The organism is Kutzneria chonburiensis, assembly GCF_028622115.1.
Taxonomy (GTDB): Bacteria; Actinomycetota; Actinomycetes; order Mycobacteriales; family Pseudonocardiaceae; genus Kutzneria; species Kutzneria chonburiensis.
On the sequence record NZ_CP097263.1, the window covers coordinates 4792047 to 4811032 of the forward strand.

15 protein-coding genes and 1 pseudogene are annotated in these 18986 nt (G+C 68.6%); 8 read left to right on the plus strand and 8 right to left on the minus strand.

Features of this window, described 5'->3' with window-relative positions; translation table 11 throughout:
• The first annotated feature begins 60 nt into the window (after positions 1-60).
• The 4 genes from M3Q35_RS21425 to M3Q35_RS21440 all read left to right on the plus strand — a co-directional run bounded on the left by M3Q35_RS21425 (position 61) and on the right by M3Q35_RS21440 (position 3938).
• The gene (locus M3Q35_RS21425) at positions 61-1179 is read left to right on the plus strand and encodes a cytochrome P450 (protein WP_273943722.1); all 1119 of its coding nucleotides are present in this window, start codon (positions 61-63) and stop codon (positions 1177-1179) included.
• A 10-nt stretch (positions 1180-1189) separates the two neighbouring features.
• The gene (locus tag M3Q35_RS21430; RefSeq protein WP_273943723.1) at positions 1190-1918 is read left to right on the plus strand and encodes an aminoglycoside adenylyltransferase domain-containing protein; all 729 of its coding nucleotides are present in this window, start codon (positions 1190-1192) and stop codon (positions 1916-1918) included.
• A gap of 32 nt (positions 1919-1950) precedes the next feature.
• The gene (locus tag M3Q35_RS21435) at positions 1951-2418 is read left to right on the plus strand and encodes an anthrone oxygenase family protein (RefSeq protein WP_273943724.1); all 468 of its coding nucleotides are present in this window, start codon (positions 1951-1953) and stop codon (positions 2416-2418) included.
• A gap of 251 nt (positions 2419-2669) precedes the next feature.
• Positions 2670-3938 (plus strand): ThuA domain-containing protein, encoded by a 1269-nt coding sequence (locus M3Q35_RS21440; RefSeq protein WP_273943725.1) that lies wholly within the window; start codon positions 2670-2672, stop codon positions 3936-3938.
• 64 nt (positions 3939-4002) lie between these two features.
• Here M3Q35_RS21440 and M3Q35_RS21445 read toward each other — a convergent pair whose 3' ends face one another.
• Positions 4003-5187 carry an ROK family transcriptional regulator gene (locus M3Q35_RS21445; protein ID WP_273943726.1) on the minus strand — a complete coding sequence of 395 codons (1185 nt, stop codon included), beginning with the start codon at positions 5185-5187 and terminating at the stop codon, positions 4003-4005.
• Between the two features lie 153 nt (positions 5188-5340).
• Between M3Q35_RS21445 and M3Q35_RS21450 the strand changes: the two genes are divergently transcribed.
• The 3 genes and pseudogenes from M3Q35_RS21450 to M3Q35_RS21460 form a co-directional block, all read left to right on the plus strand.
• Positions 5341-8886, plus strand: coding sequence for a glycoside hydrolase family 3 C-terminal domain-containing protein (locus M3Q35_RS21450; RefSeq protein ID WP_273943727.1), 3546 nt, complete (start codon positions 5341-5343; stop codon positions 8884-8886).
• A 193-nt stretch (positions 8887-9079) separates the two neighbouring features.
• A complete protein-coding gene (locus M3Q35_RS21455; RefSeq protein ID WP_273943728.1) occupies positions 9080-10138 on the plus strand; it encodes a glycoside hydrolase family 71/99 protein in 1059 nt (352 codons plus the stop codon).
• A 38-nt stretch (positions 10139-10176) separates the two neighbouring features.
• Positions 10177-12921: pseudogene (locus M3Q35_RS21460) on the plus strand (Bbp16 family capsid cement protein); the annotation flags it as partial.
• A 96-nt stretch (positions 12922-13017) separates the two neighbouring features.
• Here the strand turns inward: M3Q35_RS21460 and M3Q35_RS21465 are convergent.
• Genes M3Q35_RS21465 through M3Q35_RS21475 form a run of 3 tightly spaced genes read right to left on the minus strand, consistent with a single transcriptional unit; the run spans position 13018 to position 14863 of the window.
• Positions 13018-13926, minus strand: coding sequence for a ribonuclease Z (locus tag M3Q35_RS21465; protein ID WP_273944414.1), 909 nt, complete (start codon positions 13924-13926; stop codon positions 13018-13020).
• A gap of 17 nt (positions 13927-13943) precedes the next feature.
• The gene (locus M3Q35_RS21470) at positions 13944-14534 is read right to left on the minus strand and encodes a cation diffusion facilitator family transporter (RefSeq protein ID WP_273943729.1); all 591 of its coding nucleotides are present in this window, start codon (positions 14532-14534) and stop codon (positions 13944-13946) included.
• Positions 14516-14863 carry an ArsR/SmtB family transcription factor gene (locus M3Q35_RS21475; protein ID WP_273944415.1) on the minus strand — a complete coding sequence of 116 codons (348 nt, stop codon included), beginning with the start codon at positions 14861-14863 and terminating at the stop codon, positions 14516-14518. Before M3Q35_RS21475 ends, M3Q35_RS21470 begins: the two co-directional genes overlap by 19 nt.
• A gap of 159 nt (positions 14864-15022) precedes the next feature.
• Here M3Q35_RS21475 and M3Q35_RS21480 point away from each other — a divergent pair, with 159 nt between their 5' ends.
• Complete coding sequence (locus tag M3Q35_RS21480) at positions 15023-15406, plus strand: VOC family protein (RefSeq protein WP_273943730.1); 384 nt, start codon at positions 15023-15025, stop codon at positions 15404-15406.
• 336 nt (positions 15407-15742) lie between these two features.
• Here the strand turns inward: M3Q35_RS21480 and M3Q35_RS21485 are convergent, their stop codons facing one another.
• From M3Q35_RS21485 to M3Q35_RS21500, 4 genes are all read right to left on the minus strand, one after another.
• On the minus strand, positions 15743-16873 hold the full coding sequence (locus M3Q35_RS21485) for an NAD(P)/FAD-dependent oxidoreductase (RefSeq protein ID WP_273943731.1): 1131 nt from the start codon (positions 16871-16873) through the stop codon (positions 15743-15745).
• A complete protein-coding gene (locus M3Q35_RS21490; protein ID WP_273943732.1) occupies positions 16870-17067 on the minus strand; it encodes a ferredoxin in 198 nt (65 codons plus the stop codon). Before M3Q35_RS21490 ends, M3Q35_RS21485 begins: the two co-directional genes overlap by 4 nt.
• Positions 17068-17078: 11 nt before the next feature.
• Entirely contained in the window at positions 17079-18290 is a 1212-nt protein-coding gene (locus M3Q35_RS21495) for a cytochrome P450 (protein WP_273943733.1), read from the minus strand.
• A gap of 91 nt (positions 18291-18381) precedes the next feature.
• Positions 18382-18972, minus strand: a complete 591-nt coding sequence (locus M3Q35_RS21500) for a TetR/AcrR family transcriptional regulator (RefSeq protein WP_273943734.1) — start codon at positions 18970-18972, stop codon at positions 18382-18384.
• Between the last annotated feature and the right edge of the window lie 14 nt (positions 18973-18986).

Sequence of the window (18986 nt, forward strand, 5' to 3'; positions counted from 1 at the left end):
AGATACCGTCATCACTCAGATGGTAGAAACATATGATCTCATCATCTGAATGGAGTGATCATGCGGATTGACCCGACCGACCCCGCTGCCCTGCTCGACCCGGTGGCCACCTATGCCCAGGCCCGGAAGGAGTCGGCGGTGGCGACGATGGAGGTGCCGGGGCTGGGCACGTTATGGATCGTGACCAGGCACGACGAGGCCCGGCAGGTGCTCACGGATCCCCGGTTCCGGCTGGCCCGGGAGAGCTACGCGATGCGGCCGGAAGGCCTGCCGGAGACGCCGAACCTGGGCGAGCTCGAAGGCCAGGACCACGCCCGGCTCCGACGGCTGGCGGCGCCGGCGTTCACGGCGCGCCGGATCGCCGAGTTTCGGCCACACATCGAACAAACGGTGGAGAGCCTGCTCAGGGACCAGCCGGACGTCTTCGATCTGCTCACGGACTTCGCCCACCCGATGCCGATCGAGGTGATCTGCGACCTGGTGGGCATCGCCGACGAGGAACGGCCGATGTGGCGCAAGGTCGGCATCGCGGTGGCCGGCGGTCAGGGGCAGGCGTTCCAGGAGGCGATCCCCGACGTGATCGCCGGCGCGAAGGCGGCGGTGGCACGGGCCAGGGCCAAGGCGGGCCAGGGCGTGCTCGCGGATCTGGTGCAGACCGAGGCCACGGACGACGAGCTGGTGGTCTTGGTGTGGCATCTGGTGCTGGCCGGGCAGGTCCCGGGCAACCTGATCGCCAACGCCGTGGCGGCGTTGCTCGACAACCCCAACCAAATCCCACTGCTGCAAGAAGATCCGGCGCGAGCGGTGGAGGAGCTGCTGCGCTGGTGCACGCCGCAGCTGCTGACGGTCCCCCGCTTCACCACGGAGGACGTGGAGATCGGCGGCGTACGCATTCCGAAGGGCGAGCGCGTCACGGTGTCGATGCTGTCGGCCAACCGCGACCCGGCGGTCTTCCCCGACCCCGATCGCCTGGACGTCACCCGCACCCCGGGACCACACCTGGCTTTCGCCCACGGCGCGCACTTCTGCCTCGGCGCAGCACTGGCCCGGCTGGAGACCGAAGTCGCCCTGACGACGTTGTTCGCACGCTTCCCCGACCTGCGCCTGGCCGCCGATCCGGTGCGCGTGCCCGACCCCGGCAACTGGCGGCTCGCCACCCTGCCGGTCCGGACGGCCTAATGTGGTGATCATGTTGCCACCACGGGCGCAGGACCTCGTCGACCGCTACACGCAGCGCATGGACCAGCGGAGCCCGGGCTCCCTGCAAGGCCTCTACCTGGTCGGGTCCCTTGCCCTGGACGACTTCCACGACGAGGTCTCGGACGTCGACTTCATCGCGGTCGTCGACGACCCCGACCCGGAGCTGCTGCGAGAAGTCCACCAGGGCCTGGACAAGCTCGACGGCCAGTACGTGACGTTCGACGATCTCCGCACCAGCCCGGCAAAACTGAGCGGCGGCTACTACCAGCTCGACGGCCGACTCAGCCTCGGCAACGAGGGCCGGTCGCCGGTGGAGTGGACCACGCTGGCCAAGTACGGCGTGACCCTGAGGGGCCCGCGGCCGGCGGAGCTGAACGTGCACGCGGATCCTGACGAGCTGCGGGAATGGGTGCGCGGCAACGCGAACACGTACTGGCGACAGCACCTCGACGACCCGGCCGACCTGGCCTACGCGGTCGGCATCGCCTGGGTCGTGCTGGGCATCAGCCGGCTGCACTACTCGATGGTCACGGGCGACATCACCTCCAAGTCGGGCGCCGCGAAACACGCCGTCCAGGCCTTCCCCGAACACCGGGCGATCATCGAGGAAGCGTTGCGGCACCGGACAACCCGGCTGGGCGAAGGCGGACCGCCGGACCCCGACCGGCAGGCCGCCGGCTTCGCCTACCTGCAAGCGGCGATCACAAGTTGCTGTTGACGCCAGGCCGCGCCTGAGCATCACTGGATGCCATGTTCGGACAAATCGTGCTCGTCCTCGCGACCGTGGCGACCGGCCTGGGCGCGGGCTTGTTCTACACCTTCAGCGTCGCGGTCATGCCGGGGCTGCGGCGCACCGACGACGCGGTCCGCGTGCGGACCATGCAGGGGATCAACGTCGCGATCCTGAACGGCTGGTTCGCCCTGAGCTTCGTCGGCGCACCGCTGCTCACGGCCGTGTCGATCGTCGTGGACGGGCTCGCCGGCAACTGGCCGAAAGCGCTCGGCGAGGCGGCCGGCCTTGTCCTGTTCGGCACGGCGCTGATCATCACCTTCCGCATCAACATCCCGCTCAACAACGCCATCGACAAGGCCGACCCGGCCGATCCCGGCACGGCGTGGCGCGAGTTCGAGCCGCGCTGGGTGCGCTGGAACAACGCGCGCACGCTGACCAGCACCGCCGGCCTGGTCGCATTGGTGGTCACGCTCGCGCTGAACTGAAACAAAGAAACACGACAATTCCCACCCCCTGAGTGCCGGTAAGGCACCCAGGGGGTTCTTTTCCCGATCGGCGCATGAGTCCATCCGGGGCCAAAAGGCGCAATGACCGTGACCGCCGCGCCGAACGTCGACCCTCCCCTAATTAGAGTCTTGAACTAAGTGGTGGATTTATGCTTCCTTGACTGCACGTCGCTCCGCAGACCGCCAGCTCGGACGGCCCCTACCCGTCGCCCTGAACGGAAAGGGTCCCAGTGAAATCGAGACTCGCGCGCGCGGTCGTCGCCGCGCTGTCCCTGGTGTTGCTGTTGTCCACGGCAGCCAACACCCCCGCCGCGCCGCAGGCGCCGCAGTTCAAGGTCATCGCCTTCTACAGCGGCACGTACGACGACGCGCACATCGCATTCGAAAAGGAGGCAGCGGTCTGGTTCCCCCAGGTCGCGGCGCAGTACAACTTCTCGTACACCCAGACCAACAACTGGTCGATGCTCACCAGCCTCACCACCGCGCAGGCCAATGTCGTCATGTTCCTCGACGATGTGCCGACGGATTCCGGCCAGCGCGCCGGGTTCCAGCACTATATGCAGAACGGTGGCGCCTACTTCGGTTGGCACGTGTCGGCCTACAATGATTCCGGCACCGGCTGGTCGTGGTTCAACAACACGCTGATGGGCACCGGAACCTTCAACAACAACACATGGTTCCCGACCACCGCCATTCTGCACACGGATTCGTCCCACCCGGCGACGCGGCGACTGCCGACGACCTGGATGGCCGGCGTGAGCGAATGGTACAGCTGGCACAACGACCTGCGACAGAACCCGAACATCCAGGTCCTGGCCTCGGTCGACGCGTCGAGCTTCCCGGTCGGCACCGACCCCAACCAGTCCTGGTACAGCGGCTACTACCCGATTCTGTGGACGAACAAGCAGTACAAGATGCTGTACGCCAATTTCGGCCACGACGCGATGAACTACCAGACGAAGACGCCACTGTCGTCCACTTTCGCGGATCCGACCCAGGACAAGTTCATCATCGACGGGCTGCTCTGGCTCGGCGGCGGCGCCACCACGGACGCCCCCACTGACCAGATCAATCCGGGCGGCTACTTCAGCCTGGTCAACAAGGGCAACAACAAGTGCGTCGACGCCCGCGGCGCCGGCACCACCAACGGCACCGCGATCCAGCAATACGCGTGCAACAACAGCAACGCCCAGCAGTTCCAGTTCCAGGGCACGAACGGCCCGTGGCTACGGGTGAACAACCGGGCCAACACCGCGGAATCGCTGGACGTGTCCGGCCGCTCCACCGCCGACGGCGCCGGCATCCAGCTGTGGGCCTACGGCGGCGGCACGAACCAGCAGTGGCAGGCGGTCCAGGAGCCCGGCGGCTACTGGCACTTCACCAGCATGGCCACCCAGAAGTGCCTGACCACCTCGGGTTCCGGGGACGGCACGCAGCTGACCCAGGCCACCTGCACCGGGGTCGCGTCGCAGTCGTTCCGCTTGCAGCAGCAGCCGTAGCAACGCAGGGAAGGACGCCTTACCTGCATTCAACGCAGGTAAGGCGTCCTTCCCTGCACCACTGTCACGCCGCGCTGGCGGCCGTCGCGAGCAGCCGGGGCGCGTTGGACAGCACGATCCCCGCGGCACCGCGTACCTCGGCCCGATCTCCCAGCTCCCCCGCCACCACGGACACCTGCTGCCCGCCCAGCGACAGCGCGTGCTTGCGGATGTTCCACCGGATCGGGGCCAGCACCAGCTCACCGGCCGAGGCCAGATCCCCGCCCACCACAACGAGTTCCGGGTCGACGAGGGTGACGACCGACGCCAGCACCCGGCCGACGGCCTCGCCGGCGTCCTCGATCGCCCGGCAGGCCCCGGGATTGCCCTCGGCGACCAGCCGCGGCAGGTCCAGCGGCGTCACCGGCTCGCCCCAGCTGCGGGCCAGCAGCTCGGCCACCGCGACCGGGCTGGCCACCGTCTCCAGGCAGCCCCGGTTGCCGCAGCGGCAGATCCGCCCGCCCGGCTCGGCCAGCAGGTGCCCGACCTCGCCGGCCAGGCCGCGGGCGCCCAGCATCAGTTGTCCGTCAACGACAATGCCCGCGCCGATACCGGCCGACAGCCGCACGTACACCATGTCCCCGGTGTCGCGGGCGACCCCGTAGAGCCGTTCGGCCAGTGCGCCGGCGTTGGCGTCGTTGGTGACCAGGCCGGCAAGACCGGTGCGCCGCTCCAGCTCCCACGCCGGTCGCAGGCCGGCCCAGGCCGACATGATCATCGAGTGGCCGAGCTCGCCGCTGCGCTCGACCGGAGACGCGATGCCGGCGCCGATGCCGAGCACCCGCTGCACCGGGATGTCGTTGTCCTGCAAGGCCTGCGCCACGAGATCGGCGACCAGGTCCAGGGTCTGGGACGGCTCACGGTCGACCTCCTTGACCACGAACCGGTCCCACAGCGGCGTGCCGAGCAGGTCACACAGCACCACCCGGACGTGCTGGTGGCCGATGTCCGCGCCGAGCGCGTACGCCGCGGTCGGCACCAGCGACAGCCCCTGGGCCGGCCGCCCGGTGCGGCGGGTCTCGCCCGTCGGCTCGTCGTCCTCGCGCACCAGCCCGCCCGCCATCAGGTCCGCGACGAGTGTGGACACCGTGGCCTTGGACAGCCCGGTCTGCCGGACCAGCTCCACCCGGCTGCTGTGGCCGGTGCGGTGCAGGGCCTGAAGGACCCGCAACCGGCCTTCTTCCCTGAGGTTGAGCGGAGCCTGCGCCATGCGGTCACGGTAACACCTTGACTTAGGTTCACTACCGGACAATCCTAAGCTTGTAGTCCTGCCGGGGCGTCACTTTTGGGCTAAAACCAGCCTTAGTGGCCTTGCCGCCAGCCCCGCACTCGAGCTTCTCCAACGACGGAGGCAGCCAAAGTCATGCGGATAACGGCGACTGTGGCCTCGGCGTGCGCGGTGGTCTGCGCCCTGGCCCTCACCAGCGGCAGCGCGGCTGCCACCGATCCCGCCCCCATCTACAAGGACACGCACTACTCCTTCGCCGAGCGCGCCGCCGACCTCGTGTCACGGATGACGCTGGAGGAGAAGGTACGCCAGCTGTCCACCAACAGCGGGCCGGCGATCCCCAGACTCGGTGTGCAGCAGTACACCTACTGGAACGAGGGCCAGCACGGCATCAACCGGCTCGGCGCGTCGACCAACCCCAACACCCCGCCGGAGCAGGTGCACGCCACCAGCTTCCCGACCAACTTCGCGTCCAGCATGGCCTGGGACCCCGACCTGGTGTACCAGGAGACGACGGCGGTGTCCGACGAGGTCCGCGGCTTCCTGGACAAGTCGCTGTGGGGCGTGAGCGCCAACAACATCGGGCCGGACGTGAACAACTACGGCTCGCTGACCTACTGGGCCCCGACCGTCAACATGGACCGCGACCCGCGCTGGGGCCGCACCGACGAGGCGTTCGGTGAGGACCCTTATCTGGTCGGTCAGATCGCCGGCGCGTTCGTCAACGGCTACCAGGGCAACAAGGCCGACGGCACGCCGGACAAGTACCTCAAGGTCGCGGCGACGGCCAAGCACTACGCCCTCAACGACGTCGAGCTCAACCGCACCGGCATCAGCTCGGACGCCAGCGACACCGACATCCGCGACTACTACACGGCGCAGTTCCGCGACCTGATCGAGAACGCGCACGTCGCCGGGCTCATGACCTCGTACAACGCGATCAACGGCACCCCGTCGGTTGCCGACACGTACACCACGAATGCCTTGGCGCAGCGGACTTACGGCTTCGGCGGCTACATCACGTCGGACTGCGGCGCGGTCGGCACCACCTACCGGCAGCCCAACGGCGGCCACAACTGGGCGCCGCCCGGCTGGACCACCGACGGCAAGGACGTCGGCGCGACGTGGACGAACACCGCCAGTGGCACCAAGGTTTCCGGCCCGGCCGGCGGTCAGGCGTACGCGCTGCGGGCCGGCACCGCGCTGAACTGCCCGGGCGAGGAGAACACCCTGCCCAACATCCAGGAGGCGATCAACGCCGGCGTGCTCAGCGAGGGCGTGCTGGATGCCGCGCTGGTGCCGGTGTTCACCATCCGGATGCGGACCGGCGAGTTCGACCCGGTCGGCAGCGTGCCGTACACGAACATCACCAAGGACACCATCCAGAGCCCGGCGCATCAGGCGCTGGCCCAGAAGGTGGCTGACAACTCGTTGGTGCTGCTGAAGAACGACCACAACGTGCTGCCGGTGACGCCGTCGAAGGTGCACAAGGTGGTGGTGCTGGGCGACATGGCCAACAAGGTCACCCTGGGCAACTACTCGGGCTCGCCGAACGTGCAGGTCGGGGCGGTCGGCGGCATCAAGGCCGCGCTGCCCGGGGCACAGGTGATCTTCGACGCCGCCGGCACGTCCACCGGATCCACCGGCCCCGCGGTGCTGTCGGCGCAGACCCAGGCCGACATCAAGAGCGCCGACCTGGTGGTGGAATTCGTTGGCACGGACGGAAGTGTGGCCAATGAGGGCCACGACCGCAGCACGCTGGCCATCCCGGGCAACTACCACTCGCTGATCACGCAGGTCGCGGCGCTGGGCAACCCCAACACCGCGCTGGTCGTGCAGTCCGACGGGCCGGTCGTGCTCGACGATGTGCAGGGTTCCGTGCCGGCGATCGTGTTCTCCGGCTACAACGGCCAGGCTCAGGGCGCGGCGCTGGCCGATGTGCTGACCGGCAAGCAGAATCCGAGCGGCCACCTCAACTTCACGTGGTACAAGGACGATTCGCAGCTGCCGCCGATGAACTCCTACGGGCTGACTCCTGGTGACACCGGCGGTCTGGGGCGGACCTACCAGTACTTCACCGGCACGCCGAGCTATCCGTTCGGCTACGGCCTGAGCTATTCGACTTATCGCTACTCGCCGGCGTCCATCGACAAGTCCACGGTCAACGCCGACGGCACCGTGAACGTCTCGTTCACCGTGACCAACACCGGTAGCGTCGCCGGTGCCACGGTCGCGCAGCTCTACGCGGCGCAGAAGTTCACCGTGCCGAACGTGCAGCTGCCGGTGAAGCGGTTGGCCGGCTTCAAGAAGACCGACGTGCTCAAGCCGGGGCAGTCGCAGAGGATCACCATTCCGGTGCGCCTTGCCGATCTGTCCCAGTGGGACGGTGCCAAGCAGGCCGTGTACGACGGCGTGTACCAGTTCCAGGTGGCGTCGAACTCCCGTGACGTCGCCAGTAGCGTGCAGACCACGGTGACGGGGGCGATCACGCCGAAGATCTCCTACGTCACCGTGCAGCCCGGGGCCGTGGTGTACCGGGCCGGCGACACGATCGACCTGACCGGCAGGAACAAGTGGATCGCCGACGACACCGGTCAGCAGCACGCCGCGGCCGACAACATCGTGCTGGCCGTGAACAACGACCAGTCCTTTGTGGACCTGTCCAAGGCCAAGGTGACCTACGCGTCGAGCAACACCGCCGTGGCCACCGTCGACGCCAAGGGCCTTGTCCGCGCGGCGGGCGACGGCGTGGCCACGATCAAGGTCACGGTCAACGGCGTCTCCGGCACTGCGGTGATCGTCGTCGGGCACTCGCTGACGCTGTCCATCCCGCCGATCGTCAAGGCGGGCAACAGCATCACCGCCACGACGACGTTCGCCAACGGCGGCAGCTCGGCCATCAGCAACGTGACGATGTCGATCACCGCGCCGGCCGGCTGGACGGCGACGGCGACCTCTCCGGCCACGTTCCCGTCAGTCGCCGGCGGCCAGACCGTGAAGACGACCTGGCAGATCACCGCCCCCGCTGACGCCGCGGCTGCCACTTATCCGTTCAGTGCCACGGCGACCACCAGTGCCGGCACCAGAACGGATGTCGGCCAGACCTCGGTGCCGTACCCGTCGCTTTCCGCCGCGTACAACAACGTCGGCATCAGCGACGACCACAACACCGGCGCCGCCAACCTGGACGGCGGCGGCCTGAGCTACTCGGCCCAGGCGCTGGCCGCGGCCGGGCTCGCCTCCGGCGGCGCCGTGCAGCACGACGGCCTGACCTTCACCTGGCCGACTTCCGGCGGCGGGCAGCTGGACAACGTGCTCACCGGCGGGCAATCGGTGCTGCTCAACGGGTCCGGCAGCAAGCTGGGCTTCATCGGCACCGGTGATTCGGGCACGCCGTCGGGCGGTGGCACCATCGTCTACACCGACGGCACCACGCAGCAGTTCGCGTTGGGCTTCAACGACTGGTGGCAGTCGCCGTCGATCCCCGGCGAGGACGTGGTGGCCGCGCTGCCGTACCTGAACAACGGTGGCGGGCAGCAGACGCAGAAGGTCAACATGTACTACTCGTCGGTCCCGCTCCAGGCCGGCAAGACGATCTCCGTGGTGACGCTGCCCAACGTCACCTCGGTCGCCACGCAGGGCCAGCCCAAGCTGCACGTGTTCGCCATCGCCGTCGGCTGACGGCCGTCGAGACCGCCCCGCCCGGTCAGCGTCGACCGGGCGGGGCACCCGCATGCCCGCACCGCTTCCCCGCACGTCCAGAGTCATTCGTGTCAGTATTTTGCGTTAGCCAGTCGCTCTCTTGCGGCTTTCCGTTCAGATGCCTATGGTCGGTGCACATCCGTGTCACCCCGGCTTCCGAATGGACCCTGCCATGCGAAGCTTGCGAAGCCTGATCGCGGTCGTGGCCCTGCTGCTCGGCGCCCTGGTCGCCGTGCACACCCCGGCGGCGCTCGCCCGCAATTCGGCCGGACTGTCCGACAAGGTCCAGCTGTTCTACTACCCCTGGTACGGCAGCCCGACCGTGAACGGCAGCTACCGGCACTGGGACCAGGGCGGGCACACCCCGCCCGACGACATCGGCGCCAACTTCTACCCCTCGCTCGGGCCGTACGACTCCGGCGACTTCGCCGGCGCGGTCGACCAGCAGATGACCTGGATCGCACGCTCCGGCGCGGGCGTGATCATCTACAGCTGGTGGGGCCAGGGGTCCTATGAGGACGGTCTGGCCGCCGGCGTACTGGCGGCCGCCGCCCGCCACGGCATCCGCGTCGCCTGGCACATCGAGCCGTACGGCAACCGCACCGGGGCCTCGGTGGCGTCGGACGTCAACTACCTCAACGCCCACTACGGTTCCAGCCCGGCGTTCTACCGGGATCCCTTGCACGGCAACAAACCAGCGTTCTACATCTTCGACAGCCTGAACATCACCGACTGGTCCGCACTGGACTCGGTGACCGGCAACAACATCGTGCTCGCGCAGACCACCGACACCACCAAGGTCGCTCACTTCAACGGCATGTACACCTATGACGGCATCGCCGCCGCGACCGCGCCCGGCTGGGCCAACGCCGGGGCGTACTGCCACCAGCACGGCATGGTGTGGGCACCTTCCGTTGCCCCTGGCTACCTCGACGACCGCGCGGTGCCCGGCAACACCACGCCGACCGTCAACCGGGACAACGGGGCCGAGTACGACAAGACGTGGAACAACGCGTTGAGCCCGAACATAGGCGGCAACCCGGACTGGGTGTCGGTGACCTCGTTCAACGAGTGGCACGAGGGCTCCCAGATCGAGCCGGCCAGCTCGAATCCCCTGCGGGGCAAGGATATCTCACCTACGACGGCGCATACGGCCAGACCGGCACCGCCTCGTCGACGGCGTACCTGGACCGGACCAAGTACTGGGTGGACAGGTTCGATCCGGCCGTGACGGTCCCGAACGACGTGAACCTGGCGCTGGGCAAGGCAATGACCGCCAGCGGGTCGCAAGGCGGCTTCCCACCGGGCAATGCCAACGACAACAACACCAACAGCTACTGGGAAAGCGTGAACAACGCGTTCCCGCAATGGCTTCAGGTCGATCTCGGCGCTGGCAGCCCGCTCAATTCGATCACCCTCACGCTGCCGCCGTCCACCGCGTGGGGCGCCCGCACGCAGACCCTGACCGTGAGCGGCAGCAGTGACGGCACCAACTTCTCCACCTTGGTGGCCAGCAAGGGTTACGGCTTCGATCCGGCGACCGGCAACAAGGTCACGATCTCGCTGCCCGGCAGCACGCAGCGGTACGTGCGACTGACGTTCACCGCCAACACCGGCTGGCCGGCCGGGCAGGTGTCGGAGTTCCAGGTCTACGGCACGCCGTCCGCGCCGCCGCCGACCGGCTCGCCGGAGCAGCGGGCGGATGCGCTGCTGGCCCAGATGACCACCGACGAGAAGCTGACCATGATGCACGGCGGGGCGTCCTGCGGCTACGGCGCCTGCGTAGATCCCATTGCCCGCCTTGGGATTCCCGGCCTGCACCTCCAGGACGGCCCGGCCGGTGTCGCCGACGGCGCGGTCGGCGTCACCCAACTCCCGGCGCCCGTGGCCGGCGCCGCAACCTGGGACAGCGCGCTGATGAAGCAGTACGGCGGCGTGATCGGGGCCGAGGAGTGGGGCAAGGGCGCGAACCTCGTCCTTGGTCCAACGATCAACATCGTTCGGGATCCACGTTGGGGCCGGGCTTTCGAGTCGTTGGGCGAGGACCCGTACCTGGCCGGCCAGCTCGGGGCGGCTGACCTGCAAGGGATTCGCACGCAGGGGCCGATGACACAGGTCAAGCACTACGCCGTCTACAACCAGGAGACGTACCGGAACACCGCCCAGGACAACGCGATCGTCTCCGACCGGACCGAGCAGGAGATCTATCTGCCGGCGTTCCAGGCGGCCGTGCAGCAGGGCCAGACCGACTCCGTGATGTGCTCGTACGCGGAGATCAACGGCACCTTCGCCTGCGAGAACGGCCAGCTGCTGAACACGATTCTCCGGCAACAGCTGGGTTTCTCGGGTTTCGTCACCTCGGACTGGGGCGGCACCCACTCCACGGTTCCGTCCGTGACCAACGGCATGGACATGGAGATGGACGGCAGCCAGTACTACGGCGCGCCGCTCACCCAGGCCGTGGCCAGCGGGCAGGTTTCCGTTGCTACCATTGACAGCCATGTGCGGGCCATCCTCGTGGCCATGTTCCGCGCCGGGCTGTTCGACCACTCCCCGACCGGCACGATCAACTCCGTGGTGACGTCCGACGCCCATGCCGCCGTCGCCCGTCAGGTGGCGCAGGAGGGCGCGGTCCTGCTGAAGAACAGCAACTCCGCGCTGCCACTGGGTTCCGGCTCCATCGCCGTGATCGGTGACGACGCCGGTCAGAACGCCCTGACCGCCGGCGGCGGCTCCGCGCACGTCAACGCCCCGCACGTCGTCACTCCGTACCAGGGCATCAAATCCCGCGCTTCGGGCTCTACCGTCACCTATTCCCAAGGCGTCGCCGCGCCGAACGGCGAGATCGTCGACCCGTCGGCCTTCGGCAACGGCCTCACCGCCACCTTCTACAGCGGCACCGGCCTGTCCGGGCCGCCGCTGCTGACCAGGACCGATCCGAACGTCGACTTCATCTGGGGCACCCAGTCGCCCACCGCCGGCGTGCCCGCCACCAACTGGTCGGCCAAGTGGACCGGCACACTCACCCCACCCACCACCGGCACCTACACGTTCTCGCTGACCAGTGACGACGGCAGCCGGCTGTTCGTCAACGGGCAGCAGGTGATCAGCAACTGGGCCGACCAGCCGCCGACCACCAAGACCGGCACCATCTCGCTGACCGCCGGGCAGGCCGTCAGCATCGAGGTCGACTACTTCCAGGACGGCGGCGGCAGCCAGCTCAACCTCGGGTGGCAGATCCCCAACCAGGACCTGTTGGGCCAGGCCGTTTCCGCCGCCCGCGCCGCCTCCACCGCCGTCGTCTTCGTCAGCAACGCCGGCTCCGAGGGCGGCGATCTCCCGAACATCGACCTTTCCGCCGACCAGAACACCCTGGTCAGCCAGGTCGCCGCGGCCAACCCCAACACCATCGTCGTCGTCAACTCCGGCTCCGCCGTCACCATGCCGTGGGCCGGTTCCGTGCGCGGCATCGTCGAGAACTGGTTTCCCGGTCAGGAGGACGGCACCGCCATCGCCTCACTTCTGTTCGGCGACACCAACTTCTCCGGCAAGCTCCCCGTCACCTTCCCCACGTCACTGGCCGACGTTCCCGCCCACACCACCGCCCAGTGGCCCGGCGCCAACGGCACCGTCCAGTATTCCGAGGGCCTCAACGTCGGCTACCGCTACTACGACAGCCAGCACGTGACCCCCATGTTCCCCTTCGGCTTCGGCCTTTCCTACACCAGCTACGCCTATTCCGGCCTCACACTGTCCACTCCGGACTCAGCGGGCAACGTCACGGTCGCCTTCGACGTCACCAACACCGGTTCACGCGCCGGCACCGAGGTCGCCCAGGTCTACGTCGGCCAACCCTCGTCCGTCGGCGAGCCGCCCAACAACCTGCGCGGCTTCACGCGCGTCACCCTCAACCCCGGCCAGTCCCAGCACGTTTCGCTGACCCTGGACGCCCGCAGCTTCCAGTACTGGGCCAACGGCTGGACCAAGGCCACCGGCGCCAACACCATCCGTGTCGGCGGCTCTTCCCGCTCTCTCCCCTGTCCGGCACGGTCACGATCTCGTGACCCCGCGCGGTGGCCGGCCGGTTCCCTTGTCCCGGCCGGCCACCGCTCAGCGGCGTTTGGGCAGCGGAATCGTCGCCAGGTCGACGGCCAGGTGGATCTCGCCCTTGAACTCCTGGGCGGCTTCGTCGCGGAAGCGTTCGGCCTCGTCGTACGGGTAGCGCTGGGAGAAGTGGGTCAGCACCAGCTCGCGGGCGCCGGCCTCAGTGGCGAGGCGGCCGGCCTCGCGGGAGGTGAGGTGGTAGTAGGTGTGGGCCAACTCGCGGTCGTCGTCGAGGAAGGTGGACTCGGCGACGAGCAGGTCGGCGTCCTGGGCCAGAGTCACAGCGCCCGGGCAGAGGCGGGTGTCCATGACGAAGGCGAAAACCTGGCCGGGCCGGGGGACGCTGACCTCGTCCAGGGAGATCGTGCGGCCGTCGACGGCGATGGTGCCGGCGCGTTGGAGCTGGCTGACGAGGGGGCCGCGAATGCCAAGGGCGGCAAGGCGATCGGGCAGCATGCGGCGGCCGTCGGGCTCGGCGAAGCGGTAGCCGTAGCAGTCGATGCGGTGCTCCAGCGCGGCGACGGAGAGCTGGTCGTCGACCGGACCGTCCACATGCAACGGATGAGTGACCAGCGTTGCCCGCTCGTGGAAGGAGGTCGAGTGCCGGAGGCGGTCGAAGTACACCTGCCCGGATGCCGGGTAGTAGCAGTGCACCGGGTGCCGCACGTCGTCGAGTGACAGCCGCTGGATGGTGCCGGCGAGGCCGAGGCTGTGGTCGCCATGGAAATGGGTGACGCAGATGCGGGTGATCTCGCTGGCCGCGCGCCCGGCCTGGATCATCTGCCGCTGCGTGCCCTCGCCGGGGTCGAAGAGGATGCCCTCGGCGTCGAAGCGCAGCAGGTAGCCGTTGTGGTTGCGGTTCCGGGTCGGCGTCTGGCTGGCCGAGCCGAGCACCACGAGTTCACGCTGGGACACCCGTCCATCCTGGCCAATCAGCAGCAGTCGTCGCCACGCCAATTCTCGATGCCTTCACGGACGGCGAGGCCGGCCACGAGCAGCGCCACCGCCAGGTCCAGCCACCAGAGGCCGAACAGGGCGTTGCCGAGCAGGCCCAGCAGCACCGCCCCGGCCAGGTACGCACACAGCAGGTTCTGCGTCCCTTCCCCGGCCGTCGCCCCCGAGCCCAGCCGCGCGCCCAGCCGTTTCTTGGCCACGCCCAGCAGCGGCATCACGATCAGGCTCGCCACCGCCAGGCCGATGCCGACCCAGCTCGGCTCCGGCCGTCCCGACAGCAGCACGTCGATCACGATGTACGGCGCGAGCAGGAAGAACGTCACCGCCACCGCCTTGCGCGCCCGCCCCTCCGCCTCCTCGGAGAACGTCCTGGCCCCGCTGAACCGCCAGATGACAATCATGCTGGCCAGGCCCTCGATCACCGAGTCCAGCCCAAACCCCAGCAGCGCCGCCGAATCCGCTTTCGCGCCCGCCCACAGCGCCACTGTCCCCTCGACCGCCATGTAGGCCAGCGAGATCCAGGACAGCAGCCGGGCCCGGGCCGCCAGCTTCAGTCGCAGGTCGGACACAGCGCCACCGCGTTGCCCGTCGCCGCCAACACCGACTCCGCCGCCGCCAGCAGCTCCACCACCGAGGGCTGCGTCAGCCGGAACACCGACGCCCGCCCCACCGGCTCCGAGTCCACCAGTTGGCAGCCGCGGAGGCAGGCCAGATGCTTCGACACCGTCGACTGCGCCAGGCCGAGCGCCGCCACCAGGTCCGTCACCCTCGCCGGCCCCACCGCCAGCCTTCGCAGGATCGCCAGCCTGGCCGGATCCCCCAGCGACCGAAACAACGCCGCCGCCGGCAGCAGCCCCTCCCGCTCAGCCTCGGGCGATTCCGCTTGCAGCGATATCATCGTCACTGAGCGATGCTAACACCGTCACATGCGGTCCGCAGGTGCCGCAGAGAGGCAAGTACGACGCGTATGTGACATTTGCTAGTGCGAGCTGAGGGGGTGTTTGCGCGGGAAAACAGCGCTGGACCTCCAGCGGACTTGAGGTTCTACCGTGGAGACATGGCCGTCGAACTGAACCACACCATCGTCCCCGCTTCCGACCCCCACAAGTCCGCGACGTTCCTGGCCGAGCTGCTCGGGGTGGCCGAGCCGGTGACGTTCGGGCCGTTCCAGGTGGTCACGCTGGACAACGGCGTGAGCCTCGACTTCATGCGCGCGGAGGGGGAGATCGGCTCGCTGCACTACGCCTTCAAGGTGGCGGACGAGCAGTTTCAGCCGATCTTCGACCGGATCCGGGCGGCGGGGCTGCCGTACTGGGCGGACCCGCACCGGCAGCAGCCGAACGAGATCAACACCAATGACGGGGGCCAGGGCGTCTACTTCCCGGACCCCGACGGGCACAACCTGGAGATCCTGACCCGCGACTACGGCAGCGGCGCCTGAGGAACGGCTCGCCGGACCCCGGTTCTGGGGGTCCGGGCCCGGCGAGCCGAGAGCCGCGGGGCGCGTCCCCTCCCCCAAGGACGCGATGCCCGTGACCGACGAGATCCATCCTGCCTGGCCGCGGTTGCCCGGACCAGGTCACCGACCGGTCATAAATGGCCGGTCGGGTGAGCTGGGCGAACCAGGGCGTTCAAGATCGACCGGAGCTGAGCCGCCCCCGAACCGAGCCAACCAGATCAACCTGGCAACGCCGGCCGAGTGGCGGTGCGCCGAGCTCGGCCGGGAGGGGTTCCCAGGTTGGGCCGGTAGAATGGATTCGGGGGCTGCTCAAATCGATCAAGCCGGCTCGCCGATACGGGCCCGCAGCTGCCGGGTCTCCCGGGGCAGGTTCCAGCCGACGACACCGGTCACCCGACCGTCGGCCACGTACACCGCCGCGAAACGGCCGGTGCCGACATCGCCGGCGGCGACGGAGGGCACGGCGTCGACCGGGAACGTGCCGTAGGCCTGGATCTTGACGTCGTACTGGTCGGTCCAGAAGTACGGGATCGGCGAATACGGCGACCCCTTGCCCAACAGCGTCCGAGCGGCGGCCATGCCCTGCTCGGTGGCGTTCATCCGATGCTCGACCCGAATCCGCCGTCCCTGCACTGGATGTGTCCACGAGGCGACATCGCCGCAGGCCACGACGTTGGGCGCGGCCCGGCAGAGGGAATCGCAGTCGACGCCATCGGTCAACGAAAGACCGCTGCCAGCAAGCCACGAGGTGTTCGGCACGGAACCAATGGCCACCAGCACCACGTCGGCCGGCAACGACGTGCCGTCGGCCAACTCCACCGCGGAAACCCGGCCGGAACCGACAAGCCCGGAAACGCCGACGCCCAAACGCATCCGTACGCCATGGTCGGCATGCAGCTTGGCGACAAGATCGCCGAGCCACGGCCCGAACTGACGGATCATGGGCGCTGCCAAGGGATCGACGACGGTGACGTCAGCCCCCAGCGACGACGCCACCGCGGCGACCTCGGAGCCCATGAAGCCGGCGCCGACGATCACCACCGACCGAGCGGCGGCCAGCTCCTCCTTGAACGCCAAGGCATCGTCCAAGGTCCGCAAGGTGTGCACGCCGGCCAACGAGGAGGGCAGCCGACGCGGCGAGACCCCGGTGGCGACGACGAGCTTGTCGTAGTCCAGAGAGTCCCCTGTGGACAGTGCGAGCCGACGACCCCCGACATCCAAACCGACGGCTCGCACGCCCAGCTTCCAGTCCACATCCTCCACAGTGGACGGCAACGACACCTTCGACGGTTCCCAAACGCCGGAGAGAACCTGCTTGGACAGCGGCGGACGGTCGTACGGCATGTGCTGCTCGTCGCCGATGACCGTCAACGGCCCCGTATATCCCTCACGGCGGAGCGTCTGGGCCGCGGTGAGGCCCGCGGCCGACGCCCCGACAACAGCGATCACTGCTCGTCCAGCTCGATGGCCAGCGCCGGACACACCCGGGCGGCCTGCCGGACGTCGTCGTGCAGCTCCGCAGGAGGAAACTCCTGCAACAGCACGACAACGCCGTCCTCGTCCCGCTGGTCGAACACGTCCGGGGCGAGCAGCACGCACTGCCCGGCGCCGACGCACTTGTCCTGATCGACGACAACCTTCATGACAGAAGTCCTTACCAGGTAACGGGAAGCGAGTGGACGCCGTACACGAACGCGTCGTGCTTGAACTGGATCTCCTCGAACGGGACGGCCAGTTCCAGCGTGGGAATGCGGCGGTACAACGTGCTGTAGACGACCTGCAACTCCATCCGCGCCAACGGCTGCCCGAGGCACTGGTGCACGCCGAAGCCGAAAGCGACGTGGTGGCGGGCCTGCCGGTGGATGTCCAGCCGGTCGGGCTCCGGAAAGGCGTCCTGGTTGCGGTTGCCGGCGTCGTTGGCCAGGATGACGCCCTCGCCGGCCCGAACGAGCTGCCCGGCGATCTCGACGTCCTCGGTGGCGACGCGACGACGCCCGCCGTGCACGATCGTCAGGTACCGCAACAACTCCTCGACCGCATTGGCGATCAGCCTGGGGTCGTCGGTGCCCCGCAGCTCGGCCAACTGGGCCGGGTGCTCCAGCAACGCGAGCGTGCCGAGGGCGATCATGTTGGCGGTGGTCTCGTGCCCGGCGATGAGCATCAGCGAGGCCATGCCGACGACCTCGTCACGGGTCAGCTCGCCGTTGGCCAGCTGGTCGGCGACCAGCCGCCCGATCATGTCGTCGGTCGGCTCCTTCTCCTTGGCCAGCACCAGGTCCATCAGGTACGAGCGCAGCTCCTCGGTGGCCTGGACGGCGTCCTCGACGGTCGTGCTGCGGCTGACGATCTTCTTGCTGCGGGCCTGGAAGAAGTCGTGGTCGGCGTAGGGCACGCCGAGCAGCTCGCAGATCACCAGCGACGGCACCGGCAGCGCGAAGTCGGCCACCAGGTCGGCCGGCTGGTCGCCGGCCAGCATGTCGTCGATCAGGCCGTCCACGATCTCCTGCACGCGCGGCCGCATGGCCTCGACCCGCTTGATCATGAAGTTGCGGGTGAGCATCTTGCGGTGCCGGTCGTGCTCCGGGTCGTCCATCGAGATGAACGCACGGCCGCGTTCGCGCCGGGCCCGCACCGCGGCCGACACGACGGGAAAGCCGTCCTTGCGGCTGTCGGCGCTGAACCGCTGGTCACCGAGCACGGAGCGTTGCGTCTCGTAGTCGGTGATCAGCCACGGCGTGCTGCCGTCCCAGATCCGCACCCGGCTGATCGGCTCGGCCGCCAGCAGCTGGGGCGGCGGGTCGAACGGGCAGCCGGCCGCCCGGGCCATGGGATAGGCGGGCAGGGTTTCGGTCCCAGCAGAAGTCATCGTGACCCCCAGTCACCAAACGATCGTTCACTGACTTGGCCAGCATAGCGTCATTTGGTTGCACTATCCAACTATGAGTGGGTGACCGGGGTCACTCCGTGACGAGCGAGATCAGCTCGTCGACGAACTCCAGGACCAGGTTCTCCTGGGCCGGGTCCTCGGAGGCGTGCCAGAGGGCGACCCGGCCGTGGGTGGCCACGAACACCACGACCGCGGCCCGCCGCGGCGGCACCCGCAGCCGCACCCCGGCCTGCTCGCAGCGCTCGAAGGCCGCGATCATCTGCTTCACCACGTCGACCAGCGGCCCGGTGCGGGTGGCCGGCCGGTTGTTGACCATCAGCCGGTAGTGGCCGGGGCTGTCCAGCGCGAACCGGCAGTACGCCTTCATCTGCGCCCGTACCCGGTCCAGCGCCGCATCGGCCGGGCACCGCTCCTCGGCCGCGGCCATGGCCGCCGTCAACTGCTGGTAGTCGTACTCGATCAAGCCCTTGACCAGCGCGGCCTTGTCGGCGAAGTGCTGGTAGATACTGGCCGGCGCGATGCCGGCGGCGCGGGCGACGCCCCGGATCGTCAGCCCCTCCTCGCCGCCCAGCTCGGACAGCAGGCGCGCGGCGGCCTCGAGGATCTCCAGGCGCAGCCGCTCACCCTGGCCCCAGGGATTGCGCACACGCTGCGAGGTCACGAGGCACTGTAACC